Source organism: Sporolactobacillus sp. Y61 (assembly GCF_040529185.1).
Lineage (GTDB): Bacteria > Bacillota > Bacilli > Bacillales > Sporolactobacillaceae > Sporolactobacillus.
Genome location: NZ_CP159510.1, coordinates 2,048,407 through 2,075,222 on the forward strand (window position 1 = coordinate 2,048,407; position 26,816 = coordinate 2,075,222).

General features: G+C 47.6%; 23 protein-coding genes, 3 pseudogenes and 1 other annotated feature. All 26 genes and pseudogenes read left to right on the top strand.

Translation table 11 applies throughout. The annotated features are described in order from the left end of the window. The first annotated feature begins 113 nt into the window (after positions 1-113). The 26 genes and pseudogenes from ABNN70_RS09660 to ABNN70_RS09785 all read left to right on the top strand — a co-directional run bounded on the left by ABNN70_RS09660 (position 114) and on the right by ABNN70_RS09785 (position 26,463). Positions 114-803: a sigma-E processing peptidase SpoIIGA gene (locus ABNN70_RS09660; RefSeq protein ID WP_353947677.1), complete on the top strand. Its 690-nt coding sequence runs from the start codon at positions 114-116 to the stop codon at positions 801-803. Positions 804-816: 13 nt separating this feature from the next. After that, positions 817-1,035: a sigma-E processing peptidase SpoIIGA gene (locus ABNN70_RS09665; protein ID WP_353947678.1), complete on the top strand. Its 219-nt coding sequence runs from the start codon at positions 817-819 to the stop codon at positions 1,033-1,035. 24 nt (positions 1,036-1,059) lie between these two features. Next, the gene (gene sigE / locus ABNN70_RS09670) at positions 1,060-1,770 is read left to right on the top strand and encodes an RNA polymerase sporulation sigma factor SigE (RefSeq protein WP_353947679.1); all 711 of its coding nucleotides are present in this window, start codon (positions 1,060-1,062) and stop codon (positions 1,768-1,770) included. Positions 1,771-1,938: 168 nt separating this feature from the next. After that, positions 1,939-2,718, top strand: a complete 780-nt coding sequence (gene sigG / locus ABNN70_RS09675; protein ID WP_129929162.1) for an RNA polymerase sporulation sigma factor SigG — start codon at positions 1,939-1,941, stop codon at positions 2,716-2,718. Positions 2,719-3,002: 284 nt separating this feature from the next. Continuing rightward, positions 3,003-3,269: a YlmC/YmxH family sporulation protein gene (locus tag ABNN70_RS09680; RefSeq protein WP_129929163.1), complete on the top strand. Its 267-nt coding sequence runs from the start codon at positions 3,003-3,005 to the stop codon at positions 3,267-3,269. 85 nt (positions 3,270-3,354) lie between these two features. Then, positions 3,355-4,176 (top strand): peptidoglycan editing factor PgeF, encoded by an 822-nt coding sequence (pgeF, locus tag ABNN70_RS09685; RefSeq protein WP_353947680.1) that lies wholly within the window; start codon positions 3,355-3,357, stop codon positions 4,174-4,176. A gap of 7 nt (positions 4,177-4,183) precedes the next feature. Continuing rightward, positions 4,184-4,876, top strand: coding sequence for a YggS family pyridoxal phosphate-dependent enzyme (locus tag ABNN70_RS09690; protein ID WP_353947681.1), 693 nt, complete (start codon positions 4,184-4,186; stop codon positions 4,874-4,876). A 5-nt stretch (positions 4,877-4,881) separates the two neighbouring features. Further along, positions 4,882-5,325 (top strand): cell division protein SepF, encoded by a 444-nt coding sequence (gene sepF / locus ABNN70_RS09695; RefSeq protein ID WP_129929166.1) that lies wholly within the window; start codon positions 4,882-4,884, stop codon positions 5,323-5,325. Positions 5,326-5,330: 5 nt separating this feature from the next. Continuing rightward, complete coding sequence (locus tag ABNN70_RS09700; protein WP_165364256.1) at positions 5,331-5,600, top strand: YggT family protein; 270 nt, start codon at positions 5,331-5,333, stop codon at positions 5,598-5,600. Between the two features lie 8 nt (positions 5,601-5,608). Next, positions 5,609-6,382, top strand: coding sequence for an RNA-binding protein (locus tag ABNN70_RS09705; protein ID WP_129929167.1), 774 nt, complete (start codon positions 5,609-5,611; stop codon positions 6,380-6,382). Between the two features lie 41 nt (positions 6,383-6,423). Then, positions 6,424-6,951 (top strand): DivIVA domain-containing protein, encoded by a 528-nt coding sequence (locus ABNN70_RS09710; RefSeq protein WP_129929168.1) that lies wholly within the window; start codon positions 6,424-6,426, stop codon positions 6,949-6,951. A gap of 50 nt (positions 6,952-7,001) precedes the next feature. After that, positions 7,002-7,232: a binding site (T-box leader), on the top strand. Positions 7,233-7,288: 56 nt separating this feature from the next. Further along, on the top strand, positions 7,289-10,060 hold the full coding sequence (gene ileS / locus ABNN70_RS09715; RefSeq protein ID WP_353947682.1) for an isoleucine--tRNA ligase: 2,772 nt from the start codon (positions 7,289-7,291) through the stop codon (positions 10,058-10,060). Between the two features lie 88 nt (positions 10,061-10,148). Next, complete coding sequence (locus ABNN70_RS09720) at positions 10,149-10,832, top strand: hypothetical protein (protein WP_353947683.1); 684 nt, start codon at positions 10,149-10,151, stop codon at positions 10,830-10,832. A gap of 112 nt (positions 10,833-10,944) precedes the next feature. Continuing rightward, entirely contained in the window at positions 10,945-11,397 is a 453-nt protein-coding gene (gene lspA / locus ABNN70_RS09725) for a signal peptidase II (protein ID WP_129929171.1), read from the top strand. Between the two features lie 7 nt (positions 11,398-11,404). Continuing rightward, complete coding sequence (locus tag ABNN70_RS09730) at positions 11,405-12,325, top strand: RluA family pseudouridine synthase (protein WP_353947684.1); 921 nt, start codon at positions 11,405-11,407, stop codon at positions 12,323-12,325. Between the two features lie 229 nt (positions 12,326-12,554). Then, positions 12,555-13,078 (top strand): annotated as a pseudogene (pyrR, locus tag ABNN70_RS09735) (bifunctional pyr operon transcriptional regulator/uracil phosphoribosyltransferase PyrR). 204 nt (positions 13,079-13,282) lie between these two features. Continuing rightward, positions 13,283-14,205 (top strand): annotated as a pseudogene (locus tag ABNN70_RS09740) (aspartate carbamoyltransferase catalytic subunit). A gap of 34 nt (positions 14,206-14,239) precedes the next feature. After that, on the top strand, positions 14,240-15,331 hold the full coding sequence (gene carA, locus ABNN70_RS09745) for a glutamine-hydrolyzing carbamoyl-phosphate synthase small subunit (RefSeq protein ID WP_129929175.1): 1,092 nt from the start codon (positions 14,240-14,242) through the stop codon (positions 15,329-15,331). After that, positions 15,324-18,564: pseudogene (gene carB, locus ABNN70_RS09750) on the top strand (carbamoyl-phosphate synthase large subunit). The gene carA and the pseudogene carB overlap by 8 nt, the downstream one beginning before the upstream one ends. Beyond that, entirely contained in the window at positions 18,561-19,337 is a 777-nt protein-coding gene (locus tag ABNN70_RS09755) for a dihydroorotate dehydrogenase electron transfer subunit (protein WP_353947685.1), read from the top strand. The pseudogene carB and the gene ABNN70_RS09755 overlap by 4 nt, the downstream one beginning before the upstream one ends. After that, positions 19,331-20,239, top strand: coding sequence for a dihydroorotate dehydrogenase (locus tag ABNN70_RS09760; RefSeq protein WP_129929178.1), 909 nt, complete (start codon positions 19,331-19,333; stop codon positions 20,237-20,239). The genes ABNN70_RS09755 and ABNN70_RS09760 overlap by 7 nt, the downstream gene beginning before the upstream one ends. After that, a complete protein-coding gene (gene pyrF, locus ABNN70_RS09765; RefSeq protein ID WP_353947686.1) occupies positions 20,236-20,964 on the top strand; it encodes an orotidine-5'-phosphate decarboxylase in 729 nt (242 codons plus the stop codon). The genes ABNN70_RS09760 and pyrF overlap by 4 nt, the downstream gene beginning before the upstream one ends. Next, positions 20,946-21,590 carry an orotate phosphoribosyltransferase gene (pyrE, locus tag ABNN70_RS09770; RefSeq protein ID WP_353947687.1) on the top strand — a complete coding sequence of 215 codons (645 nt, stop codon included), beginning with the start codon at positions 20,946-20,948 and terminating at the stop codon, positions 21,588-21,590. Before pyrF ends, pyrE begins: the two co-directional genes overlap by 19 nt. Positions 21,591-22,014: 424 nt before the next feature. Beyond that, complete coding sequence (locus ABNN70_RS09775) at positions 22,015-24,207, top strand: glycosyltransferase family 39 protein (RefSeq protein WP_353947688.1); 2,193 nt, start codon at positions 22,015-22,017, stop codon at positions 24,205-24,207. Positions 24,208-24,308: 101 nt separating this feature from the next. Next, positions 24,309-25,004, top strand: coding sequence for a response regulator transcription factor (locus ABNN70_RS09780; RefSeq protein WP_129929182.1), 696 nt, complete (start codon positions 24,309-24,311; stop codon positions 25,002-25,004). Continuing rightward, entirely contained in the window at positions 24,982-26,463 is a 1,482-nt protein-coding gene (locus ABNN70_RS09785; protein ID WP_353947689.1) for a HAMP domain-containing sensor histidine kinase, read from the top strand. Before ABNN70_RS09780 ends, ABNN70_RS09785 begins: the two co-directional genes overlap by 23 nt. Positions 26,464-26,816 lie beyond the last annotated feature (353 nt).

A 26,816-nucleotide genomic window follows, 5' to 3' on the forward strand; every position in this document is an offset into this window, starting at 1 on the left:
TTTTACTACGACAAAAAAAGTCAAAATAAGCAATTAAACCCTTACACAGATTGACAGACATCCACGGATGAGCCTATTATACTGATTTTATAAAATTTAAGAAGGTGGGAGCCATGGTTCTCTATCTTGATGCTGTGTGGTTCCTGAATCTGCTGATCGACGCCTGTCTGCTCAAACTGACAGCGATTATGCTCAGAAGGCGAACGAAGCGGATCCGGATGTGGATGGGAGCATTTGTTGCATCTGCCATCGTTCTGCTTCTGTTCTCGCCGCTTGCCCCGATGATTGGCCATCCGCTGGGTAAATTACTATTTTCCGTTCTGATTATCCTGATCACGTTTGGATTTTGCAGCTTTTCGGTGTTTTTTCAGAATCTGGCGGCGTTTTATTTCTCTGCGTTTGCATTAGGCGGTGGCCTGTTTGCCTTACACTATATTTTTCAGTTCCGTTCATTTTATGCAGAGAACAGTATGCTTACAACGCTGAGTTTCGGTGACCCGGTCAGCTGGATTGTTGTTGCAGCAGGTTTTCCACTTTTATGGTATTTTTCGAAAAAAAGGCTGGAACAGACAGCGTATCGTAAATGGCAGGCTACAACCGGTGCGGAACTGACCATAAGCCTGTCGGGACAGACGATCCGTGCAAGAGGACTTGTTGACAGTGGCAATCAGCTGCGTGATCCGTTAACCCGATTCCCTGTCATGTTCTTACAGCTGGATGCCTGCCGGGGCCTCTTCCCCGCTGTTATCGAGAGGGCCTTTATCGAAAACCACCCTTTGAGCTGCCCCGGAGACAGGCGATGAGTGGAAAAGTCGGATGACATGGGTTCCTTACCGCACAGTCGACGGGGTAACCAACTATCAGACAACTGTACGTCCGGATGCTGTCCTGATTCAGCATGAAGGAAAACTTATCGAATGCCGGAAGGTACTGATCGCTGTCAAAAATCAGAAACTGAGCTCTGCCGGGGACTTCAACTGTATTCTCCATCCGGACATGCTGCTTAACGGAAGAACCATTGTATCAGCTTCATAAACAGGCAAGAGGAGGACTCAGCAAATGAAAGCATTTTTTCTGAAAATATGGAATAAATTACTGGTTAAATTACACCTTCGGCCTGAAGAAATATATTATATTGGGGGAAATGACGGACTACCCTCGCCTCTTACCAAAGAGGAAGAAGCTGAACTGATGAAAAAACTGCCGTCAGGTGATCCAAAGGTCAGGTCGACACTGATTGAACGTAATCTGAGACTTGTTGTTTATATCGCAAGGAAGTTTGACAATACACGAATTAATATTGAAGATCTGATCAGTATTGGCACGATCGGTCTGATCAAGGCTGTCAATACATTTAATCCGGAAAAGAAAATTAAACTGGCGACGTATGCGTCCCGGTGCATAGAAAATGAGATTCTGATGTATTTACGTCGTAACAACCGTAGACGTTCGGAAGTGTCCCTGGATGAACCGCTTAATGTGGACTGGGACGGGAATGAATTGTTGCTTTCTGATATCCTCGGAACAGACAACGATGTCACAACCAGAGGAATGGAGAAAAAAGTTGACCGGACATTACTGAAGAAAGCGATGCTGATGCTCAGCGACAGGGAGAAGGAAATTATGAAGCTCAGATTCGGACTTTCAGGAGGCAGAGAAAAAACGCAGAAAGATGTTGCCGATCAGCTGGGCATTTCTCAGTCCTATATCTCCCGTCTGGAAAAAAGAATTATCAAACGCTTAAAAAAGGAATTCAGTAAAATGGCCTGATCCGGCCGCCTTGCCAAAAGGATCAGTCTGTTGCTGTGCATAAAAAGGTCCCCCCGGGAAATACTTGACGATATAGCGGAAAACAGGTGTAAAAAGCTTTCAGAAAAATGGGCATTTCCTGGTTCCGCCACAGTTTCAAGTCAGTTCGGACGTGGGAGGTTATCCTTTATGGCACGGCACAAAGTTGAAATCTGCGGTGTTGATACATCAAAGCTGCCTGTCTTGAAAAATACGGAAATGCGCCGGTTGTTTGCCGAGATGCACTCGGGGAAAAATGAAGCCAGAGAAACGCTCGTCAACGGCAATCTTCGTCTCGTTCTCAGTGTCATTCAGCGTTTTAATCATCGTGGTGAGTCGGCAGATGATTTGTTCCAGGTCGGCTGTATTGGATTAATGAAATCCATCGATAATTTCGACTTAAGTCAGAATGTACGTTTTTCAACTTACGCGGTGCCCATGATCATTGGGGAAATACGTCGTTATCTTCGGGATAATAACCCAATCCGCGTGTCACGCTCACTCAGAGATATGGCGTATAAGGCACTTCAGGCAAGAGAAAAGTATATTACCAAACATTCTAAAGAACCAACAACCGCTGAACTTGCCAGAATTCTTGATCTTCCGGTTGAGGAAATTGTTTTTGCGATGGATGCGATTCAGGATCCTGTGTCGCTGTTTGAACCCATATACAGCGATGGAGGAGATCCGATCTTTATCATGGATCAGATCAGTGATGAAAAACATAAAGATCGTGACTGGGTGGACAAGATTGCACTCGGTGAGGCGATGAAGAAGTTACATGAACGTGAAAAGAGAATTGTGGCTATGCGCTTTTTTTACGGCAAGACGCAGATGGAAGTTGCCCGTGAAATCGGTATCTCGCAGGCACAGGTCTCAAGGCTTGAAAAAATGGCGATTAAAGAAATGAATCAGGACATCGGCCCCTGAATACGGGGTCAGTATTTATCCCGTATGAACAGGCAGGTTCCCCTCAGGGTCATGAGGATAAACGAACAGGCCCGGGTGCGGGATCGTTGCCCGCAGCAGTTCGATGGGTTCAACTGACAATCCGCGGGGGAACGCGCAGGCTAAAAACGCGGGCATCCTATCGTAACGCCTGCACTGGCACATCCTGTGCGCCCGAAAAACCCCATGGATTGAAGTTTCACTTTATCCGGTCTCAATCCCTCTCCTGTCCCATATATTTATATAAATGGGAGGGGGATTTTTTCATGCCAAGAATTTCAGATTTTCAGACAAAGGAAATTGTTAATGTGGAAAACGGAAAGCGTTTGGGACACATCGGCGATCTCGATGTCAATCTTGCATCGGGAAAAATCGAAAACCTGATTATTCCCGGCGCAGGAAAGATTATGGGGCTGTTTGGACGGGATAATGATGTCGTTGTCCCATGGAGTAATATTGTCAGAATTGGTAAAGATGTGATTCTTGTGCGATTCTATAGTGATTCTGATGTGCCGGGACGTGAGAATGAGTGAAAAAATAAAGCGTTTCGCCAAAGGATATGTTATCATATATGATGAAAAACTTTTCCTGTAAATCATAAGAAAAGGTGGACACCCTATGGAGCCATTTTCCCTGAAAGAGCGTACGGCTCTTTATTTTGAACCTGCTGGTGCACAGAACCGGGTTATTGCAGGATTTTCTCTGCGCAGCGGCGGAATGAGCTGGGGGAACTTTTCCTCGCTGAACCTCGGTCTGCATGTGGGTGATCGTCCGGAAAATGTGGTCATGAACCGGCGACTTCTCGGAGAAGAAGCGGGCTTTCCGCCTGAAAGGTGGGTGTGCGCGCAGCAGGTCCACGGCACGCGGATTGCCCGTGTCAATGAGAGCCATGCAGGTTCAGGTGCGCTGGAACTGCAATCGGCGATCAGCGAGACGGACGGACTGTTTACGACTGAGGAAAACCTTCTTCTGGCACTCTGTTTCGCGGATTGTGTTCCCGTTTATTTCTATGTAAACGAACCGGCTGCGGTCGGAATTGCCCACGCAGGCTGGCGCGGAACCGCGGGTGGTATCGTTTCAAAAATGGTTCGGGTTCTGACGGATGAACTGAACGTCAGACCAGATGCCATTTACGCGGTCATCGGACCGTCTATTGGGCAAAACGATTATGAAGTCGATCAGACCGTGATGGATGAAATGATGAAACTGCCCTGCCTTTCGAAGGGAGCGGCAAAAGAGCATGGAAAGGGGCATTTCCTGCTTGATTTAAAGGCAATCAACCTGTCTTTACTCCTTGATGCCGGCCTGCCTGAAGCGCATATACAGGTTTCCTCTTTCAATACCTGCTCTGAACCGGATTTGTTTTATTCTTTTCGCAGAGATAAAGGAAAGACAGGGCGAATGATGGGATTTACTGGTTTAAAGAAAAAAGGGGTATGAAAGAAAATTGACAGTTGCGGAAAATCTTCGGACCATTAATGAAAAAATCAGCAGAGCCTGTGAAAAATCGGGACGAAATCGTGATGAAGTGACGATTGTTGCTGTAACCAAATACGTCAGTGCGAAACGTGCTCTGGAAGCCAGGGATGCAGGACTGTTTCATATTGCTGAAAATAGAAAAGAAGGCCTGCTGGCAAAACAGGACGCGATGAAAGATCCCCGTCTGATCTGGCATCTGATCGGGACGCTTCAGACGCGTAAAGTTAAAGATGTGATCAACAGAGTAGACTATTTTCATGCGCTGGACCGGCTGAAACTTGCCCGGGAAATTAATAAGAGAATGACTTCCGGAAAGCTGAAATGCTTTATTGAAATGAACATTTCCGGTGAAAAGACAAAACACGGGATCCCTGTCGAAGAACTGAACGGATTTATTGACGCTTTAAAGGCATACGAGCATATACAGGTTATTGGACTGATGACGATGGCTCCGAATACGGAAGACACCGGGTTAATCAGAAATGTGTTCCGAAAGCTCAGAGTATGTCGGGATCAGATCAGAGATAAGCACCTGGATTATGCACCCTGTACAGAACTGTCGATGGGGATGTCACACGATTATCCCATTGCTGTTGAAGAAGGAGCAACTTTCGTCAGGATAGGCACTTCGCTCGTTGGAAATGAATTGAAGGGAAGTTAGTCAATATGGGACTGAAAACGACACTGCGGCGTTTTTTTGATCTTGAGGATGTAGAAGATCCTTCAGGTGAAGAACTTCATGACAAAGAAGCGGAATGGCCTGTCCGTGATGAGCGCAGATCATTTGAGAAGGGTGGTCGCCTGATCACCCTTCAGAATGTGCATCGTCAGGAGAAAGTTGTCCTCGTTGAGCCCAAAAGTTTTGATGAGGTTCAGGATATCGTGGCGCATCTCAAGAACAGACGAACTGTTATCTGCAGCCTTCAGACGGTCAATAAAAGCGAAGGACAGAGAATCCTTGATTTTATGAGCGGAACCTGCTATGCCCTTAACGGACAAATTAGAAAAATTGGAAAAGATACTTTTCTGTTTGCTCCCGAATATATTGATATCTCCGGTTTTATCAGTAGCCGGAGTGAAAGTAATAACCACTCAGAAGTAAAGAGGTGACCGGTTTGGTGCTATTCGCGGAAATTCTGACAAAATTAATCAATATCTACTCATGGCTGTTGATCATTTATATTTTTATGTCATGGGTTCCGAGTGTTCAAAATTCATCAATCGGTCAGATTCTGGCCAGGATTTGTGAACCCTTCCTGGCACCCTTCAGAAAGATTATTCCCCCGATTGGCGGCATGATTGATATTTCTCCGATCATTGCCTTTTTTGTTCTTCAGATGGCTACACGAGGGATCTGGAGTCTGGCCCTTATGATATCCGGGTGATGCATCAAATGACTGTATATGAACATTTCAGGCCGGAAGAAGCGCCGCTGATTGACCGGTTTACCGACTGGAAAAATCAGACCGAGCGACGCTATAAACCACGACTGACTGATTTCCTTGATCCCAGGCAACAGTTTATACTGAAATCGGTGATCGGCAATAATGGGGATGTCCATGTCGTTTTTTCCGGCGGCTATCCGGGTTCGGAAAGAAAGAGGGCGCTGATCCTGCCGGCATATGTCCCTTATGATGAGACGCAGTTCAAACTCTCATTTGTTGAGGCGGTGTTTGCCTCCAGGTTTTCATCCCTTCATCATTCAAGCCTTCTGGGCGCTTTACTTGGAACCGGTGTCGACCGGGATAAAATTGGTGATTTACTGGTGTCTGAACGTCATGCACAGTTTATCTGTGCAAAAGAAATCGAATCCTGGCTGTTATTGAATCTGACCGCGGCCGGCAGAACGCCCGTGACATGCAGAACCATTGACCCGGCTTCACTTATACATAAAACGGAAAGCTGGATTGAAAACGAAGGAACAGTAGCCTCCCTCAGGCTGGATGCCGTTCTGTCTGAGCTGTATCACCTTCCACGTGCGAAAACGGCGGCTTTTATCAGCCATGATCTGGTAAAGGTCAACTGGCAGGTCATCGGGAAAAAGGATTTTGAAATTCGTGAGGGAGATATGATTTCCCTCAGAGGATATGGAAGAAGCAAAATTCTTGCAGTTGAAGGATTGACAAAAAAGAACAAAATCCGTCTGCGTTATGGTAAACTAGGTTAAACGACTAAATTGTGTGATTATTGCCTTGGAGGTGAAGCAGGATGCCCTTAACACCATTGGACATTCATAATAAAGAGTTTTCGCGGGGGTTTCGCGGTTACGATGAAGATGAGGTAAACGATTTTCTGGATCAGATTATTAAGGACTACGAGACCCTGATCAGAGAGAAAAAGGAGCTTGAGGGCAAATTTAAGAATGCGGAAGAGAAACTCAGCCATTTCTCGAATATTGAGACGACGCTCAACAAAAGCATTCTTGTTGCTCAGGAAACAGCTGAAGAAGTAAAGCAGAATGCAAAGAAAGAGTCTAAACTGATTGTCATGGAAGCAAAGAAAAATGCCGACAGAATTATTAATGAAGCCCTTGAAAAATCAAGGAAAGTCACACTCAACATCGAAGAACTGAAGAAAGAAGCAAATGTTTACCGGACACGGTTCCAGATGCTGATCGAAGCTCAGCTGGAATTGTTGAAAAGTGATGACTGGAAAAAGCTGACGATTCAGCCTGAAGACGAAAAAGAAACTGAAAATGAGAAACAGGATGACGGTGTTTTAAAGACGCAGGCTTGACGTACCTTCATCATTTGCATATACTGTTCTTAAACTAATATGAAAATTTCAGCAAATCGCAGACGGGGACAGTAAACTTTATAGCAGAACCAAGCGAGCCGGAAGACGGTGTGAGTCCGGTGTTTTCAGTAAAGTTGAAAATCACCCCTGAGTTTCCTCCTGAAAGCAGTAATCAATCCTGCGAGTAAGGCGGGACGCGTCATTCGCGTTAAGAATCATTAAGGTGACAGAATCATGTTATTCTGTTATTAGGGTGGTACCGCGGTCCTTCCGTCCCTTTGGGATGGAAGGACCTTTTCTATTTCAATACAGACAAAACATTGGGGGCGTTTTGACAGTGGATTATAAGAAAACATTGCTGATGCCAAAAACGGCATTCAAAATGCGCGGCAATTTGCCGAACAAAGAGCCGCTGATGCAGCAAAAATGGGATGAAGACGACATTTATCAGATGTCTCTTAAACACAATGAAGGCAAGCCGAAATTCATTTTGCATGACGGACCGCCTTATGCAAATGGAAATATTCATATCGGGCATGCTGAAAATAAGGTTCTGAAAGACATCATCAATCGCTTCAAATCGATGACAGGTTATCAGACCCCTTATGTTCCCGGGTGGGATACCCATGGATTACCGATCGAACAGCAACTGGCGAAACAGGGGATTGACAGGAAAAAGATGTCGGTCGCCGATTTACGGGAGAAATGTAAGGAGTATGCGCTGGGTCAGGTTGATCGTCAGAGGAAGCAGTTTAAACGCCTGGGTGTCCGTGCAGACTGGGATCATCCTTACCTGACACTGAAAAAAGAATTCGAAGCAGAACAAATTAAAGTATTCGGTGAAATGGCAAGGAAGGGCTATATTTATAAAGACAAGAAGATTGTTTACTGGTCGCCGTCCTCTGAATCGGCACTGGCGGAAGCAGAAATTGAATATAAGGATGTGGAATCCTATTCAATTTACGTATCCTTCCCTGTAAAAGACGGCAAAGGTGTACTGAATGCTGATGAAGAAGTCGTTATCTGGACGACGACGCCGTGGACTCTGCCGGCGAACCTTGCGATTGCTGTAAATCCGAAATACGAATACAGTGTGGTTCAGACAGAAGGCAGGAAATACATCGTTGCCTCGGAACTTGTCGCCTCGCTGACCGGGACCTTGGGATGGAAAAGCCCTGAAGTTCTCCGTACGTTCAGTGGTAAAGATCTGGAAGGCGTGGTCTGCCGCCATCCGTTTTATGACCGGGATTCGTTAATGATCCTTGGCGATCACGTCACTCTGGATGCCGGAACCGGTTGTGTTCATACAGCTCCCGGATTTGGCGAAGATGACTTCAATGTTGGGAAAAAATACGGTCTGGATATCCTCTGTAATGTGGATGATCGCGGCATGATGACTGACGAAGCACCGGGCTTTGAAGGTGTCTTTTATGCAAAAGCCAATGAACCGGTTATCGAGAAACTGGAGAACGTGCACGCTCTGCTAAAAAAAGATAAGTTCGTCCACGCTTACCCGCATGACTGGCGGACGAAAAAACCGGTTATTTTCCGCGCCACCAAGCAGTGGTTTGCTTCGATCAAAGCGTTCCGGGAACAGATTCTGAAGGCGATTCATGAAGTCAGATGGATTCCTTCCTGGGGCGATGTCCGGATGACAAATATGATCAAAGACCGCGAAGACTGGTGTATTTCCAGACAAAGAGCATGGGGCGTTCCGATTCCGGTGTTCTACGGTGAAGACGGGGAACCGATTCTCACAACAGAAACCATTCAACATGTGTCAGAACTTTTCCGTAAATATGGATCCAATATCTGGTTCAAGCGTGAGGCGAAAGACCTGCTTCCTGAGGGATTTACTTCTGAGCACAGTCCTCATGGCGTCTTTAAAAAAGAAACGGATATCATGGATGTCTGGTTTGATTCCGGTTCAACCCATCAGGGTGTGCTGACCACACGGCCCGAACTCAGAAGGCCGGCAGATATGTATCTGGAGGGCTCCGACCAGTACCGCGGCTGGTTCAATTCTTCGCTGGCCACAAGTGTTGCCGTTACCGGTCATGCACCGTATAAGCAGATACTGAGTCATGGCTTTACGCTGGATGGCAAGGGACTGAAGATGAGCAAATCTGTCGGGAATGTCATCGACCCGATGAAGGTGATGAAGCAGTTCGGTGCCGATATCATCCGGCTGTGGGTTGCTTCTGTGGATTATCAGGCGGATGCCCGCGTTTCAAACGAGATTCTGGCACAGGTTGCAGAAGTTTATCGTAAGATTCGCAACACCGTCCGGTTTATGCTCGGTAATTTGAATGATTTTACGGAAAAGGACCTGGTCCCTGTAAAGGATATGCCTGAACTGGAGCAATTTATGCTGATCAGGCTCAATGAACTGATTGACACCTGTCTGAACGAATACAACGTCTATCAGTTCCAGAACGTTTACAAAGCCGTGCAGAATTATTGCTCCATTGATCTGAGTGCATTTTATATGGATATTGCCAAAGATGCACTCTATGTTCAGGCGCGCGACAGCCTGGTTCGCCGTTCCGCCCAGACCGTCATGTTCAAAACAGTGACCGCCCTGACAAAATTGTTATCGCCGATTATCCCGCATACTGCAGAGGAGATCTGGCAGTTTATTCCCGGAGCTTCAGAAAAATCAGAATATGTTCAGCTGACAGATATGCCTGAGAAAACCGAAGTTCCTGATGCCGGTCAACTTAATGAGAAATGGAAAGCTCTTCTCAGTGTCAGAGATGATGTCCTTAAATCACTGGAAAAAGCACGCAATTCAAAAATGATTGGAAGTTCACTCGAAGCGTCGGTAACGGTTTATACAACGCCTTCAACGGAATGGCTGAAAGACCAGCCGGCCCTTGACAAACTTTTCATCGTCTCACACGTGGACGTCACAGATCAGTCTGCTCCAGAAGAGGCAGATCAGTACACAGAGGATGCGGTTCGGGTCAGTCCTGCCGAAGGGACAAAATGTGAACGCTGCTGGGCTGTTCTTCCGACAGTCGGAGAAGATCATGAACATCCGACACTCTGTGCCGGCTGCAGTGAGACCGTCCGTCATGATTATGCCGGGGTCAGCTTCGAATCATAATTGTTTCCATTTTGGCTAAATATTTTGCAGTCTAATTCCCCTCTTTTATCCGCACAATAATCACGCGGTGATAAAGGGGGGGATTTTTTTGTTTGGCATCAGGGGCATAAAGAAGCAGTTATTAAAAAGAAAAGCCGTTCTGGAAAACAAAATGAAAAGTGATATGGAGACGTCAAAAGAATTCAGCGTATCCGATATTAGTTCAGGCGAGCTGTCTTCATATGATAATCATCCGGCTGAATCGGCCACGCAGCTTTATGAAAGGGAAAAGGACCTGGCATTTAATAAAATGAATAAGAACGAGCTCAAAGATATTCAGGATGCACTGGACAAGATCGAGAACGGAACCTACGGTATTGATGAAAAAACAGGAAAAAAAATACCGCGGGCCCGGTTAAAGGCTTATCCTGCTGCAAGAACAGCTGTTCAGCATACCACGCCCGAGCATAATCATAAGGTCAGACCGGCAGAAGAATCAGTCATTGCCGATCTGGATCAATCGGGTCTGGCGGCATTCAGGGACGGCGGATTTGATGAACAGAACGCCTTTGATCTAGTCTCTTTATACAATGACCAAAGGATGGTATTTGAAAATGCTCCCTACAGTGGTCAGGAAGATGGCATGGGATTCGTTGATGATCTGGAAGGCTTTGCTGCGACAGATATCGATGGCTATCATGGTGATGATGATATTCAGATCCTGAGAAATCAGAATTACGAACGCTGGAGAAATAATTATGACGTTGATGAAACAGATCCGATGGAACGTTGAACATTTGGGCTGCAGCAACACCTGCAGCTCTTTTTCAATCGCCTGAAACGGCAGATTATGCTAAAATGCAGAATGAGTACATACGTCAGTCAGAGCAGTCTGGAGGAGAATGATGGTTTATTACTTTATTGCACTCATCGTTTTAATAGTGGATCAGCTGTCAAAATGGCTGGTCGTGCAAAACATGACAATCGGGGAAAGTATACAGCTGATTCCCCATATTTTTTATTTGACATCCTTGCGAAATACAGGAGCCGCCTGGAATATTCTTGAGGGCCAGTTCGTTTTTTTCTTCCTGGTAACCGGTGTGGTACTCGTGATTATTATTTATTATATGCAAAGATATGGCCGAAAACAGCCACTTTTGGGGACGGCCCTTGGTCTGATCATCGGGGGAGCCCTCGGCAACTTTGTGGACCGGCTGTTCAGGGGTGAAGTGGTTGATTTTTTTCACGTTTATATTTTTCAATACAGTTTTCCTGTATTCAATGTCGCAGATGCTTCGCTGTCGATTGGTGTCTTTTTTATGATCATCTATCTTTTAAAAGACGGGAAAAAGGAGTAGTTCGGGTATGTCTTTGACGCGTTTAAAAGCAGAATCCGGGGATGCGGGAAAACGACTGGACCGGTGGGTGACTGAACAGTTTCCTGAAGAATCAAGAAACCGGATACAGCAATTAATCAAAGACCACCACATTACGGTTAACGATGAGGCAGAAAAGGTCAATTACAGGATGAAGGAAGGGGATCAGATAACGGTCCGGATTCCGGATCCCGAACCGCTTCAGGTCACGCCCGAAAACATCAGTCTGGATATTTTTTACGAAGATGATCAGGTTATTGTGGTGAACAAGCCAAGAGGAATGGTTGTTCATCCTGCACCCGGGCATATGAGCGGGACCCTTGTGAATGCGCTGCTCTTTCATTGCCGGGATCTTTCCGGCATCAACGGCATGCTCAGGCCGGGGATTGTTCACAGAATTGATAAAGATACTTCCGGACTGCTGATGGTTGCGAAAACAGACCGGGCTCATCGATCGCTGGCACAACAGTTGAAAAATAAAACAACAAGCCGGGTGTACCTGGCGATTGTGCATGGCTCGGTTGCAACAGATACCGGAACTGTGGATGCGCCGATTGGCCGGGATGATAAGGACAGGAAGAAAATGGCGGTCACGAATCATAACAGCAAGTCTGCAGTTACCCATTTTAGGGTTCTTGAACGTTTTTCCAGGTACACGTATCTCTCATGCAGACTGGAGACCGGACGAACGCATCAGATCAGAGTGCATATGGCTTATATCGGGTATCCGCTTGCAGGAGATCCAAAATACGGATTTCATAAAACATTACCGATTAAAGGACAGGCACTGCATGCAGCAGAACTTGGATTCAGACACCCTGTAACCGGAAAATGGATGCACTTTACTGCAGCACCTCCGGAGGATTTCTCCCGACTGCTGCGTCTTCTTCGCTCAGGGCAGTTTTCCTGAATCATTTTGCCAAAGACGATTGACAAAAGGGAGTCATTTTGTCATACTAACGTTAACGGTAACGGACAATTGAATGTGTTCCTTTTAAATTAGTCCAGAGAGGCTAAGAAGGGTGATGAAGCTAAATGTTTTTTGGCGACACAGCTACGGTCTCTTGCTCTGACAGGCAAGACTTTTTTTTGGCCGGAATACGGTGGCAGGTGATCAGTTCTTGGAAGAAAAAGAAATTATGAATCAGAAGGCCGTATCACGGGCGCTGACGCGTCTGGCACATGAAATTATCGAACGAAATGAAGGCGTCGAATCAGTTGTTCTTGTGGGCATTAAAACCCGGGGGATTTACCTGGCCGAACGGCTGGCCTCACGGATTGATGAAATTGAAGAACAGCAGGTTTCCGTCGGGGAACTGGATATTACCCCCTATCGCGATGATCAGAAGAAAAGGAATGGCGATCCGAAAATTATCGGCAGCAGTCTTCCGGTTGCCATTGAGGGCAAAACTGTTGTGCTTGTTGATGACGTTCTGTACACCGGTCGGACGATTCGGGCGGCTATGGATGCCCTGATGGACATCGGACGTCCGGAGCGGATCCAGCTTGCGGTACTGATTGACCGGGGCACCGTGAATTACCGATCCGTCCCGATTATATCGGGAAGAATGTCCCAACGTCACGGCAGGAGAAGATTTCCGTTCAGCTTTCTGAAGTTGATCAGACTGATCGGGTCGTTATTCTGACGAAAAGTGAATCATAGCTACAAAAGTAATTCAGTAAAACGTCTTTTAAGGGCAGTCCGGTGAGACTGACAAAGAACGGTAAACGAATTGCAGCTTTTTTGCATACAAAACCTCTTTGTCGGCTTTCCGGCAGAGAGGTTTTTTCAATCAGTCAGAATGATGTGGCAGAGAACATGAAAGCTGCGAAATAACACACATTAAAAAACGGGGAGGAAACGGGCATGGCCAATCTGTTCAGTTTAAATGACCTGACGTTAACTGAAATCACTGGAATTCTTGATCGCGCAGAGCACATCCGGGAAATGGGTGAGTCCGGATGGATGCCGTCTAATCACACACTTGTAGCCAATCTGTTTTTTGAACCGAGTACGCGTACGCGCTTCAGCTTTGAGACGGCGGAAAAAAGGCTGGGCTATCAGATACTTAATTTCAGCAGTCAGTCGTCAAGTACACAAAAGGGCGAGTCGCTTTATGACACCGTCCGGACGATGGAAGCAATTGGAGCAAAAGCCGTTGTGATCCGGCATAAAGAGGAAGGCTTTTTCAGACAACTGGAAGGTCTTGATCTTCAGATTCTGAATGCCGGTGACGGGGCGGGAAATCACCCGACGCAGGCCCTGCTGGACTTACTGACAATCAGACAGGAATTCATGATGTTTCGCGGACTGACCGTCGCCATTATCGGCGATCTGAGGTACAGCCGGGTTGCCCGGTCAGATTCAGAAATTCTGACAAGGCTTGGCTGCCGGGTGCTGCTTTCCGGACCAGAGGAATGGAAAAATACGGATCTTCCTGGAAAATATGTGTCGGTCGATGAAGCCGTGGAAGCAGCCGATGTGGTGATCATGCTGCGCATTCAGCATGAACGCCATGAACAGGCTATGCGCATGAGCCGTGAAGCGTACCATAACAGGTACGGCCTGACGAAGAAGCGTGCCGGTCAAATGAAACAGGGCAGTATCATCATGCATCCGGGTCCTGTCAACCGGGTGTGGAAATGGACAGCGAGCTAGTTGAATCGCCGCAGTCCAGATACTTTAAACAGATCCATAATGGGGTGCTGGTTCGTATGGCTGCACTCGAATGGGCCATTCATCCGGACAGTCAGGCAGTTCACTCGTCACGTGTGCCTGAGAGCATATAAAACGGGATGACGGAAGCAAAAAGGAGTGGGATTTTTGAAAAGACAGCTTGTTTTAGAAAACGGGGCCTCGTTTACAGGCGAGGCGTTCGGCAGTCTCAGAGTATCCAGGGGAGAAGTCGTATTTAATACGGGCATGACCGGGTATCAGGAAGTGATTACCGATCCATCCTACTGCGGTCAGATTGTCACCCTGACTTATCCATTGATTGGAAATTACGGCATCAACCGTTCAGATAATGAATCAGGACGTCCGTCCATTTCCGGACTTATCGCGAGGGAAGTATCGGAAATGCCGTCCCACTGGCAGAAGGAAAAAACGTTAAGCGCCTGGCTTGAAGAATACGATATCCCGGGCATTGAGGGGATAGACACCCGCCGCCTGACGAAAATGATCCGTGAATACGGCACATTGAAAGGCATGATTGCTTCTTCTGAAGAAAATCCTGAAGAAATTGCTGACGCGTTGAAAGGATGGACCCTCCCGACGGATCAGATCAGCAGAGTGTCCACCAAGTCAGCCTATGTGACGCCCGGCCCGGGACCCAGAATTGTTCTGGTTGATTTCGGGGCAAAACAGGGTATATTGCGCGAATGCATTAAACGCGGCTGTGATGTGGTCGTTGTCCCCTATCAGACGAGTGCCGGAGACATCATGAAACTTCATCCCGATGGTCTTTTGCTCAGCAATGGACCGGGTAATCCAAAAGATGTGCCCGAAGCGATCAATATGGTCAGGGAGATGCTTGGCAAAGTGCCTCTGTTCGGTGTCTGTCTCGGTCATCAGCTGTTCGCTCTGGCATCAGGAGCGAATACAGTGAAAATGCGCTTCGGCCATCGCGGCGTCAACCATCCTGTAAAGGATTTGAGAACCGGCCGTTTTGCGATTACTTCACAGAATCACGGATTTACAGTGGAACCCTCTTCTCTTGAAGGAACTGAGCTGGAAGTCACGCACATCGCGATCAATGACGGGACGATTGAAGGTTTACGTCATAAGCGCTTCCCTGCTTTCAGCGTGCAGTATCATCCGGAGGCTTCCCCGGGACCGGACGACAGCCAGGGGCTTTTCGATGAGTTTCTGTCGATGGTGAATGAATTCAGGAAAGAAGGTGCAGAACTTGCCTAAACGTACGGATATACACAAAATCATGGTGATTGGGTCCGGTCCGATCGTGATCGGGCAGGCAGCCGAATTTGACTATTCAGGAACCCAGGCCTGTCAGTCGCTCAGGGAAGAAGGTTATGAAGTGGTCCTGGTCAATTCAAATCCGGCTACAATCATGACGGATACAGATGTTGCCGACCGCGTCTACATAGAACCCCTGACGGTGGAGTTTGTCGGTAAGATCATCAGGAAGGAAATGCCCGATGGTCTTCTGACAACGCTCGGCGGCCAGACAGGTCTGAACCTTGCTGTACAGTTGCATCAGTCAGGTATCCTGGATGAACTGCATGTTCAGCTGCTTGGAACCCGCCTGGAAAGTATTGAGCAGGCTGAGGATCGGGAAAAGTTCCGGGAATTAATGATTGATCTGGGCGAACCGGTTCCACCCAGTGAAACCGTAACGGATCTGAATGAAGCCCGGGCTTTTGTTAAAAAAATTCATCTTCCGGTCATTATACGTCCGGCATTTACACTCGGAGGGACCGGCGGAGGGATCGCATCGACAGACGAAGAACTGGAGACCATCACCGAAAATGGTCTGAAGCTGAGTCCTGTACACCAGGTGCTGATTGAAAAGAGTATCGCCGGCTTTAAGGAAATTGAATTTGAAGTCATGCGTGATGGAAATGACGGTGCGATTTCCGTCTGCCATATGGAAAACATTGATCCGGTCGGAATTCACACCGGGGATTCGATTGTCACAGCCCCATGTCAGACCCTGAGTGATCGCGATCTGCAGCATCTGCGCAGCGTGTCACTTCGCATTGTCCGTGCATTGAAGATTGAGGGGGGATGTAATGTCCAGCTTGCCCTTGATCCCTGCAGCGACCGTTATTATGTGATTGAAGTGAATCCGCGGGTCAGCCGGTCATCTGCACTGGCTTCCAAGGCGACAGGTTACCCGATTGCTAAAGTTGCAGCAAAGATTGCTGCCGGTTATCAGCTTGATGAAATTAAAAATGCCGTCACAGGCACAACTTATGCCAGTTTCGAGCCGACGCTGGATTATGTCGTAACGAAGATCCCGCGCTGGCCGTTTGATAAATTCGACAGTGCAAAACGTACCCTCGGGACACAGATGAAAGCAACCGGCGAGGTTCTTGCCCTCGGTCGAAATTTTGAAGAGTCCTTACTGAAAGCAGTCCGATCGCTTGAAAACGGCTCTGTTCATCTTGATCTTGAAGAAGCAGCAGGCATGACACGTGAAGAACTCTTTACATCCATAGCGAAGGCGGATGACCGTCGCCTGTACTTTATTGCCGAAGCTTACCGGCGCGGTGCAACGACAAAAAAGTTACGGGATCTGACGAAAATCAATTCATTCTTCCTGAATAAAATCAGGCACATTATTAAGATTGAGGAGAAACTCAAAGCCCACCCGTGGGATAAACAGGTTCTTCTGGAAGCGAAAAAGCACGGCTTCTCTGATATAAAAATCGCTTCCTGCTGGAACGCAGATGTTTCGGAAGTGACAAAATGGCGTAAAGCCCGGGACGTACGGCCGGTTTATAAAATGGTGGATACCTGCGCCGGTGAGTTCACTTCTCAGACGCCTTATTATTACAGTACCTACGAAGAAGAAAATGAATCAGAAGTCACGCCCCGCAAAAGTGTGATTGTCCTCGGATCGGGTCCGATCCGGATCGGACAGGGGGTTGAATTCGACTATGCGACGGTTCACGCTGTCTGGGCAATAAAGGCACAGGGTTATGAGGCGATTATGATTAACAATAATCCGGAGACCGTGTCCACTGATTTCAGTGTATCCGATAAGCTCTATGTAGAGCCGCTGACTCTGGAAGACGTCATGCATGTCATTGAACTTGAAAAGCCTGAAGGTGTCGTTGTTCAGTTCGGAGGCCAGACCGCCATTAATCTTGCTGCCGGACTGGCGGCCCATGGTGTCCGGATACTTGGAACGTCGCTGGATGCCATGGATCAGGCAGAGGACCGGGATCGTTTTGAACAGTTACTGCTTAAACTGAATGTGGACCGTCCGGCGGGAGCGACCGCTTTCTCAACAGAGGAAGCGGTGAAAATTGCCGGGAGTCTGGGTTATCCGGTCCTTGTTCGCCCGTCCTATGTTCTCGGCGGAAGGGCAATGGAAATTGTCTATCATGAACAGGATCTGGTTCATTACATGAGTCATGCCGTACGTATTAACCCGGATCATCCGGTTCTGATTGACCGCTATCTTGTTGGCACTGAGATTGAACTTGATGCCCTGTCAGACGGTACAGATGTTTATATACCGGGCATTATGGAGCATATTGAGCGGGCAGGCGTACATTCCGGAGACTCTATCGCCGTGTATCCTGCTCAGAAGCTGAGCAGGAGGATTAAGGAAGAAGTTGCGGACACCGCGATCCGGATTGCCCGGGCACTGAAAGTGGTTGGTTTGCTGAATATCCAGTTTGTTATACATCAGGATCATGTGTACGTGATCGAGGTCAATCCGCGTGCGAGTCGGACGGTGCCTTTCATGAGCAAAATCACAGGCGTTCCGATGGCTAAAGCCGCAACGCAGCTGATACTCGGAGAAACGCTGCACAGTCTCGGTTATAAGACAGGGATACATCCTGAGCCGCAGCGCAGTGTATTTGTCAAAGTCCCGGTCTTCTCCTTTGCCAAACTGCGCCGTGTCGATGTCACTCTGGGGCCGGAAATGAAATCAACCGGAGAAGTCATGGGTCAGGATGTGACCCTGGAAAAGGCGCTTTATAAAGGGCTGCTTGCCAGCGGGATGACCATTCCTTCTCATGGATCGGTTCTGTTTACCATTGCTGATCAGGATAAGGATGAAGCGCTTGAACTGGTTAGGCGGTTCCACAATATCGGCTACAATATTCTGGCCACTGAGGGGACGGCGAACATAATTAAAAAGCGTCATATTCCGGTGACTGTCGTTAACAAAATTGGGGGAGAGATCCGAATTTACTCGATATTATCCGGCATGGCGGGGCTCAGTTCGTTGTCAATACACTGACCAGGGGCAGCGGCCGGCAAGGGACGGATTCAGAATCAGGCGGGAGTCTGTTGAGAACGGGATTGTCTGTCTGACCTCTCTGGATACGACAGAGGCACTGCTTAAAGTTCTGGAATCTCTGGCATTCCGGACCGAGTGTATGCCGCAGATGGATGTTCCTTCGCATCAGGCCGCCCTTCCGGCCCATACAGAAGGTGTCACGCCATGATTCAGGAACGGATGAAGGTTTTGTCTCAGCGGGAAATTGCTGACGGAATCTATGAACTGATTCTCGAAGGATCACTTGCCGGTAAAATCACTGAACCCGGACAGTTTGTTCACATTCGGATCGGTGAGCAATTGATTTTTCCCCTTTTACGCCGGCCGATCAGTATCTGTTCAGTGAATCCTGAATACAGCAGACTGACTTTAATTTACCGCCGGACAGGTGTTGGTACAGAACGGCTGGCGAAGAGCAGGCCGGGCGACAGGATTGATATGCTTGGTCCGCTTGGACACGGGTTTCCGCCTGAATCCGCGGATGACGGAATGCGTGCACTAATCATTGGGGGCGGTGTGGGCGTTCCGCCATTATACGGCCTGTCTCAGGTCCTTTCCGACCGGGGTGTTCAGGTGACTCATGTTCTCGGCTTCCGTTCAAGAAAGGACATATTTTACGAAGATGAATTCGCCGCGCTGGGTGAAACGGTTATTGTTACTGAAGATGGTTCAAATGGCCGGAAGGGACGCGTGACGGATGTTCTTGATCAAATGGACTTTGATGTCGCTTATGCATGCGGCCCGCTCCCTATGCTTAAAGCCGTCTCGGACCTGATCACAGAAAAACCGCTTTTCCTTTCCCTTGAGCAGCGGATGGGTTGTGGTGTCGGTGCCTGTCTGGCCTGCGTAATGCCTGCCGCCGATAAGCAGGATGAGAAGGGATATCGTCGTGTCTGCTGTGACGGACCCGTGTTCAAAGCCGGGGAGGTGAAACTATGTTAACTGTCCACCTGCCAGGGCTTGACCTGAAAAATCCGGTCATGCCTGCATCAGGATGTTTTGCTTTTGGTGCAGAATACGGAAAGCTTTATGATTTGAATCAGCTGGGTGCCATCATCATTAAAGCCGCGACACTTGAGGCGCGATTCGGTAATCCGGTGCCGCGTGTCGCCGAGACTCCGGGCGGTATGCTGAATGCGATCGGGCTGCAGAATCCGGGCGTTGATCAGATTATCAGTAAAGAACTGCCGCGACTTGCAGCTTATGACGTACCGGTTATTGCCAATATTGCCGGGAGCGAGATGTCAGACTATGTACAGACAGCTGAGAAAATTTCAAAGCAACCGGTGGTGAAAGCACTTGAACTGAATATCTCCTGCCCAAATGTCAGGCATGGAGGCATCCAGTTTGGTACGGTGCCTGAGGTTGCAGCTGAATTGACGGCCAGAGTCAGGGCCGTTTCGCAGAAACCTGTTTATGTGAAACTGTCCCCCAATGTCACAGATATCGTCTCCATGGCGAAGGCCGTCGAAGCAGCGGGGGCGGACGGCCTGTCTATGATTAACACCCTGCTCGGCATGCGCATTGATTTAAAAACACGACGCCCGATACTGGCGAATAAAACAGGCGGACTGAGTGGTCCGGCGATCAAGCCGATCGCTGTACGGATGATTTATGAAGTCAGTCAGCAGGTGAAGATTCCGATTATCGGGATGGGCGGCATACAGAATGCGGATGATGTCATTGAATACATGCTGGCTGGGGCAAGCGCTGTAGCTGTCGGGACGGCAAACTTTGTCGACCCCTTCGTCTGCCCGAAAATTATTGCGGAACTTCCGGAAAAGCTGAAAATCATGGGCGTATCAGAGATCGGCCAGCTGGTGGGAAGGAGCTGGAAACCATGAACAGGGAAAATGGCGTCATTGTTGCCCTGGATGTGTCGACACGGGAAGATCTGTTTCGTCTGCTGAGAAAAATTAATCAGCCGGAGTGTTATGTCAAAGTTGGCATGGAACTGTTCTATCAGGAAGGCGCTGATGTGATTCGTGAGCTTAAAGATCAGGGACATAAGATTTTTCTTGATCTGAAGCTGCATGACATTCCCCATACAGTCTATCGGACCATGCGCGGGCTGGCATCCATCGGCGCTGACATGGTCAATGTGCATGCCGCCGGTGGCACAGAGATGATGCGCGCGGCAGTTGAGGGTCTTGAAGACGGACGTTCGGGCAGGCGCCCGATTTGTCTTGCAGTCACTCAGCTGACAAGTACGGATCAGAAGATACTTGAAAACGAGCTGCTGATTAATCGCCCTCTGCCGGAAGTTATTTCCCATTACAGCATTCTTGCCAGCCAGTCCGGTCTGGACGGTGTGGTCTGCTCTGCATGGGAAGCGAGGCAGATTAAATTACATACCGCGCCTGATTTTCTCGCCGTAACGCCCGGTATCCGGCTGGAACATGATGCGGCCGGTGACCAGAAACGTGTCGCTACGCCGGCCCGTGCGGCGCAGCTTGGCAGTGATTATATTGTCGTCGGAAGAAGCATTACGGCATCAGCCGACCCGCATCAGGCCTGCCTGCGCGTGCAGGAAGAATGGAGGAACAGCGTATGGAAAACAAACAATTGATCGCAGAAGATTTATTAAAAATCAATGCGGTGGTTCTCAGACCGGACGATCCGTTTACATGGGCTTCCGGTATCCACTCACCGGTTTACTGTGATAACAGGCTGATTATGGGATTCCCCGATATCTGGCAGCATGTGATCAGGGGATACCTCTCAATCATTAACAGCGACTATCCCGACATTGAAGTCGTGGCCGGGACAGCAACCTCGGGGATACCTCATGCGGCTTTGATTGCCGAAGCGTTACATTTGCCCATGGTCTACGTACGTTCATCGGCAAAATCCCATGGTAAAGGGAAGCAAATTGAGGGGACGATTAAACCGGGTCAGAAAACAGTAGTTATCGAAGATCTGATATCTACCGGAGGAAGCGTCCTGAAAGCTTCCGACGCACTGAAAGATGCCGGGGCGGAAATTCTTGGTGTAGCAGCCATCTTTACTTACCAGCTTCCGCAGGCTGATAAAAATTTCGAACGTGCAGGAGTCAAGTTAAAGACACTGACCGACTTTAATACATTGATTCATCTGGCTGTCCGGCAAGGGAAGATCAGCAATCAGCAGTTACAGCAGTTGAAAAACTGGTACAGCCATCCTGAATCGGAAGGCTGGAGAAATCCGGTCATATAACGGATAACTGACACTTTTTCTGAGCCGTCTGCGGCTCTTTTTTTATTGACAATATTCAAATCTCCTATACATGGTGAAACTTAGCATAAACGCCTCAACGCTCTTTATTTTCCGGATTGGTGCCTGAAGAAGAGATTTATGTTAGAATGGAAAAATGTCACTGACTCCGGATTTTTATCTTTCCTGGGTGCATGCTTTTATGTATTTTTTCGAATAAATAAAGTGAAACTTCAATCAGTGGGGGTTCTTCATCACCCACTGATTATTCGTTGAATCCATCGGGCTGCTGCGGGCAGTTATCCCCCACCCGGGTATGTTCATTTCCCCTCATGACTTTGAGGTGGGGATCTTACTGCCCGTTCATGCGGGATAAAAGGATAATGTACAGTGATCCGGATAAAGGGAACAGGAGTGAATATTTTTCATGCTTCAAAAGAAATTAATATCCTTATTCAGCATCATCTGTATCATCTGTTTTTCCACCCTCTTTCTGATGGCTGTCAGTTATCTTTTTTTTGTACAGGGAATCAATCATGCGCATGCCCCGTTATACACATTTGTATTGCTTCTATTCGCACTCATTGCTTTACTGTTTTTTTATGCTGTGTATCGCCTGATCGAAACATGGCCTCAGACAGGTCTGCGCTTACTTGCTTCGGGTTTCTTTGCATACTTTCTGCTCATCGAAATCATCCTGATTGCTGTCTTTCACTCGATTTTGCCGCCTGTCATTGATGGCGGTCACACCTATGCTGAAGCCCTTTATTTACTTGAACACGGTCATGCTTCCGGGCATGCTTATTTCAGTATTTACCCCAATAATGTACCCATCACTCTGCTCAGATACTGGATCTATCGTTCAGCCGCTTTTTTTCATGTGTCAGATTTTCTGATGGTTGACCGCCTGTTCTGCGCGGCGGTTCTGGATATCGGAATTTATTTCTCATGGAAACTGGTGAAAAATAAGTTTGATCTGCGGATGGGCTGTATGTTTTTATTATTGACGGCAAGCTCTTTCCCGCTGTTTTTCTATATTCTTTATTTCTATACCGATACCGTCGCCATTATGTTCCCGCCGATTCTGCTGTATCTGTGGCAGGCCTACAGTCAGTCGAAAAAGATAAGATATATTTTTCTGCTGGGGCTCGTGCTCGCCGTCGGGACACAGATTCGCATGAATTTAATTTTATTTCTGCCCGCACTGGCCATTTACATGTTCTTTGTGCTGAAGTGGAAAAAAGCTCTGCTGTATCTTGCCTTAACGGTTGCGCTCCTGTCCCTGGCAACCGTGCTGACTGAACATATCGAGAATCAGATGGGGTATGCAAAAGAGCCTTCGCTGACTATGCCGATGACGCACTGGGTTATGCTCGGGCTCTCACCTGACGGCAGGTACAGTAAGGCAGATTATTTACTGACGAGAAAGCAACCGGACCAGCAGGCAAAAAAGCAGATCGTCCGGCAGGAAATCACAAGAAGGATAGATCAGAACGGGATCACCGGACTGACCCGAATATGGCTGACTAAAGCGGCCCGGACATTTAGCATGGGGACACATGGTTACGACTGGTATACCCGCCTTTCAGCGCAGCCGACCCGGACGTATCAATATTTATTTAATAAAAATAATCAGCTGACTGTCTTTATTACCCAGATCTTTTATCTGGTTCAACTCTTTTTACTTATTTTGTCTTCTCTACGGCTGTTTCGTACAAAAAGAGCCGACCTGAACCTGCTCATTCAGATCTGTCTGTTTGGAAATCTTCTGTTCTATACTGTTGTCTGGGAAGCCGAACCAAGATACAGCCTGTTGTTCACGCCGGTCATGATTCTTGGTGCTGTATTTGGACTGAAAGAAATGCGCGTCCTGAGCCGGAAGTATAAAGATGTGCCTGGTCGCTTTTATGCAGGAAATTATTCTTTGCATTTGACAACCGTTTTCCTGCTCTTTGTCATTGTATTTGCGGGCGCTTCCCTCAGTGCCAGACCGGTTACGCAGCACAAAACGACTCATCCGTATTATCTGGTGGATCAGCCCTGTTCCGCAGGGAGTGGCAGTGTGCGGGTTGACGCTGCACATACAGTGACTCAGACGTTTCGAACGCCTGCACCTTTTGATCACATATCGGTCCGTATTCGCGATGTCATGGGGTCAGGCCGTTATCTGATGAGCGTCCGTAATGAGAAAGATGGCCGGCTTGTCGCTTCAGAAATCGTGAACAGCTCGCAGATGCGTTCCGGCCGCCCGTTTGTCCTGACGTTTAACCGGAAAGGAACGCATGCACTGAAACGGGGGCTCCTGACAATCGAACAGATCAAGGGTTCCAGAGCATCCGGCCTTAGCCTGGCGATGAATGGCAGGGGCTATGAACAGCGGGATATCTATCCGGACGGGCAGCTCAGGCTGAATGGCAAGCCGCAAAAACAGCAGGATCTGACTTTCAGTGTATATCAGCTACAAAAACGTCCATATCTGAGTGGGGTATCTTACTGGCTGCTCTTTCTCATACCTGTATTCATTCTGTTATTTTACAGCTATGTCTCGAGGGAGCCTTCTTTCAGAAACAGAGAAAGAACAACTGCATACAGAATGAAACGCAAATGGCAGGACGATTAATCTGTTTCTTAAGAAATTCTTCATATTCTTCGATTGTTTTTTTTAAGAACATCCCGGTACAATGACGATAGAAGGTCAGAAGATCGGGGGAGGAGAACTTGATGAACGACGCTACGGTCCTTGTTGTGGATGATGATCGCGAGATTCGCGATGTCATCGGCATCTATTTGAGCAATGAAGGGATGCATGTTCTGAAGGCGGAAAATGGTCTTGAAGCACTTAACATCCTGAAAAACCATGAAAATATACAGTTAATTCTGCTCGACATCATGATGCCTCGTCTAGACGGCATACAGGCTACTATTAAAATAAGAGAACAAAGAAACATCCCGATTATCATGATCAGTGCAAAAAGCGAGGATATGGATAAAATTCTCGGCCTGCAGATTGGTGCGGATGATTATGTGACCAAGCCTTTCAATCCGCTTGAACTGGTTGCACGTGCCAGGGCTCAGCTGCGTCGCTATGTCAGATTAGGAAAATATGAAAACAGTCAGGCGTCAGTTGATTTAAACGGACTGATTCTGGAACAGCAGGAAAAACGCGTATCCGTAAATGGTGAGGCTGTTCATCTGACGCCTATTGAATACCGGATAGTTGAACTTCTGATGAAACATCCCGGGAGAGTTTTCTCTATCCATGAAATCTATGAGCGTGTCTGGAAGGAGCCAGGTTTAAGCCCTGAAAACACAGTTGCGGTGCATATTCGCAAGATTCGTGAAAAAATCGAGATCAACCCGAAAAATCCGAGATATCTGAAGGTGGTGTGGGGCATTGGCTATAAAATTGAAAAGTAGTCGAAAAATCTGGATCACCCTGCTTGCAGCTTCCGGGGTGACAAACCTGCTTATGGCGTTCTCCATATTCCGTGACCTGCTTTTTTACCACATGACATTTACTCTCTTCCTTGTCGGATCCGGTCTGGCCCTACTTGCTGCAGCGGTGATCTGGAATAAAAGGGTCCAGCATGTGCCTTCTGAAAAGGGGACAGTGGAGAGCGTTTATCTGCTTCTGCCCGTTGATTTTCGCCTCCTGCTGCTTATTCTTTCCGCTTTGTTTTCCCTGCGATACTTTGCCAGTAACCTGACTCCATATCTCCCGGCTGATATTGTGTATATCTATATCCTGGCGTGCGGTTTCAATCTTTTGATTGGATTGCAGATTGTCTCCATAATCAGTGAGGTGCATGATCGGGAGTCCCTGCTTGCCACCTGGAAGTCCAGCCTCACCTGCCGATTTTTCCATATCCTGAAAGAGGGGTTTACTCTGGCTCCGATCGCCTTTCAAATATCCGGTATTCTGGCGGCGGTCTTTACACTCGGCTTTATCCTGCCGATCCTGGCCAATGCGGAAGGCCTTCTTCTTCCACTGATTTTGCTGCCTGCTGCCGGTCTGCCGCTTCTTTATCTGATATTCAGAAATGTGGCTGCATTTAACCATATCTATCTAAATATTCAAGCGACAGCAGAAGGAAGGGATGCACCTGATCTTACGGTTCATGGTAAAGGGACACTTGCCAGCCTGGCTGAAAATCTGAACATCTTAAAGCACGGCGTCACTTCTTCCCGGGTTCAGCAACTGAAAAGTGAACGGCTGAAAACGGAACTGATCACCAATGTGAGCCATGATCTGCGCACACCGCTGACTTCAATCATGACGTATAACGAACTTTTACAGAAACCGGATCTGGCTGAGGATGAACGAACTCGTTATCTTTCGATTATTGATCGAAAAGCGAAACGGTTGAAACGACTGATCGATGATTTATTTGAGGCATCGAAAATGGCTAGCGGTGCGGTTGAGCTGCATAGGGACAGGGTGAACCTGAATGAACTTCTGACCCAGGCTCTGGCAGAATATGATGAAGAAATCAAAAAGTCACCCTTTGAATTCCGGGTGAGAACCTCTGACCAGCCGGTCTGTGTCACAGGTGATGGTCAGAAAATCTGGCGCGTGTTCGATAATCTGATCCGTAATGTTCTTAAATATTCACTGGAGCATACCCGCGTCTATATCCAGCTGACTGAAGAAGAGGGTCAGGCGGTTGTTGTCTTTAAAAATATCACAAAATACGAACTTGGCGACAATGTTGATGAACTGTTCGAGCGGTTTAAACGTGGCGACGCATCAAGACATACCGAAGGCTCCGGGCTTGGCCTGGCCATTGCCAAATCAATTGTTGACCTGCACAACGGGCTGTTTGAGATTACCCTGGACGGAGATCTGTTTAAAGTGACTCTGAAGCTGCCTCAGTAAGAAAAATCGCAGCAATAACTTGAACACGCCACCTGGGACTGAATGAAAAATTCAGCATCAGGTGGTTTTTACGCACCCTGCAGGTTCTGCTAAACTTGTCTGATCAGTCTGATCAATGAACAGTATAAAAAATTTCATAAACCATATTATTAGATAAAATAAGATGGGTTGCCTGATTTGTAAATCAAAAAATTTAAATTCTATTTCGCTCATTATTCCTCTGATAACTGTAAAAAATGGGGGAATTATGATTTCTAAGCAAATTCCACAAGGAGCAGGGGAACAAACTTTGTGATGGTTATTATCACTTGGGGTGAATCCCCGATAAGCAGGGAAGGACCCAGGGTTTGCTG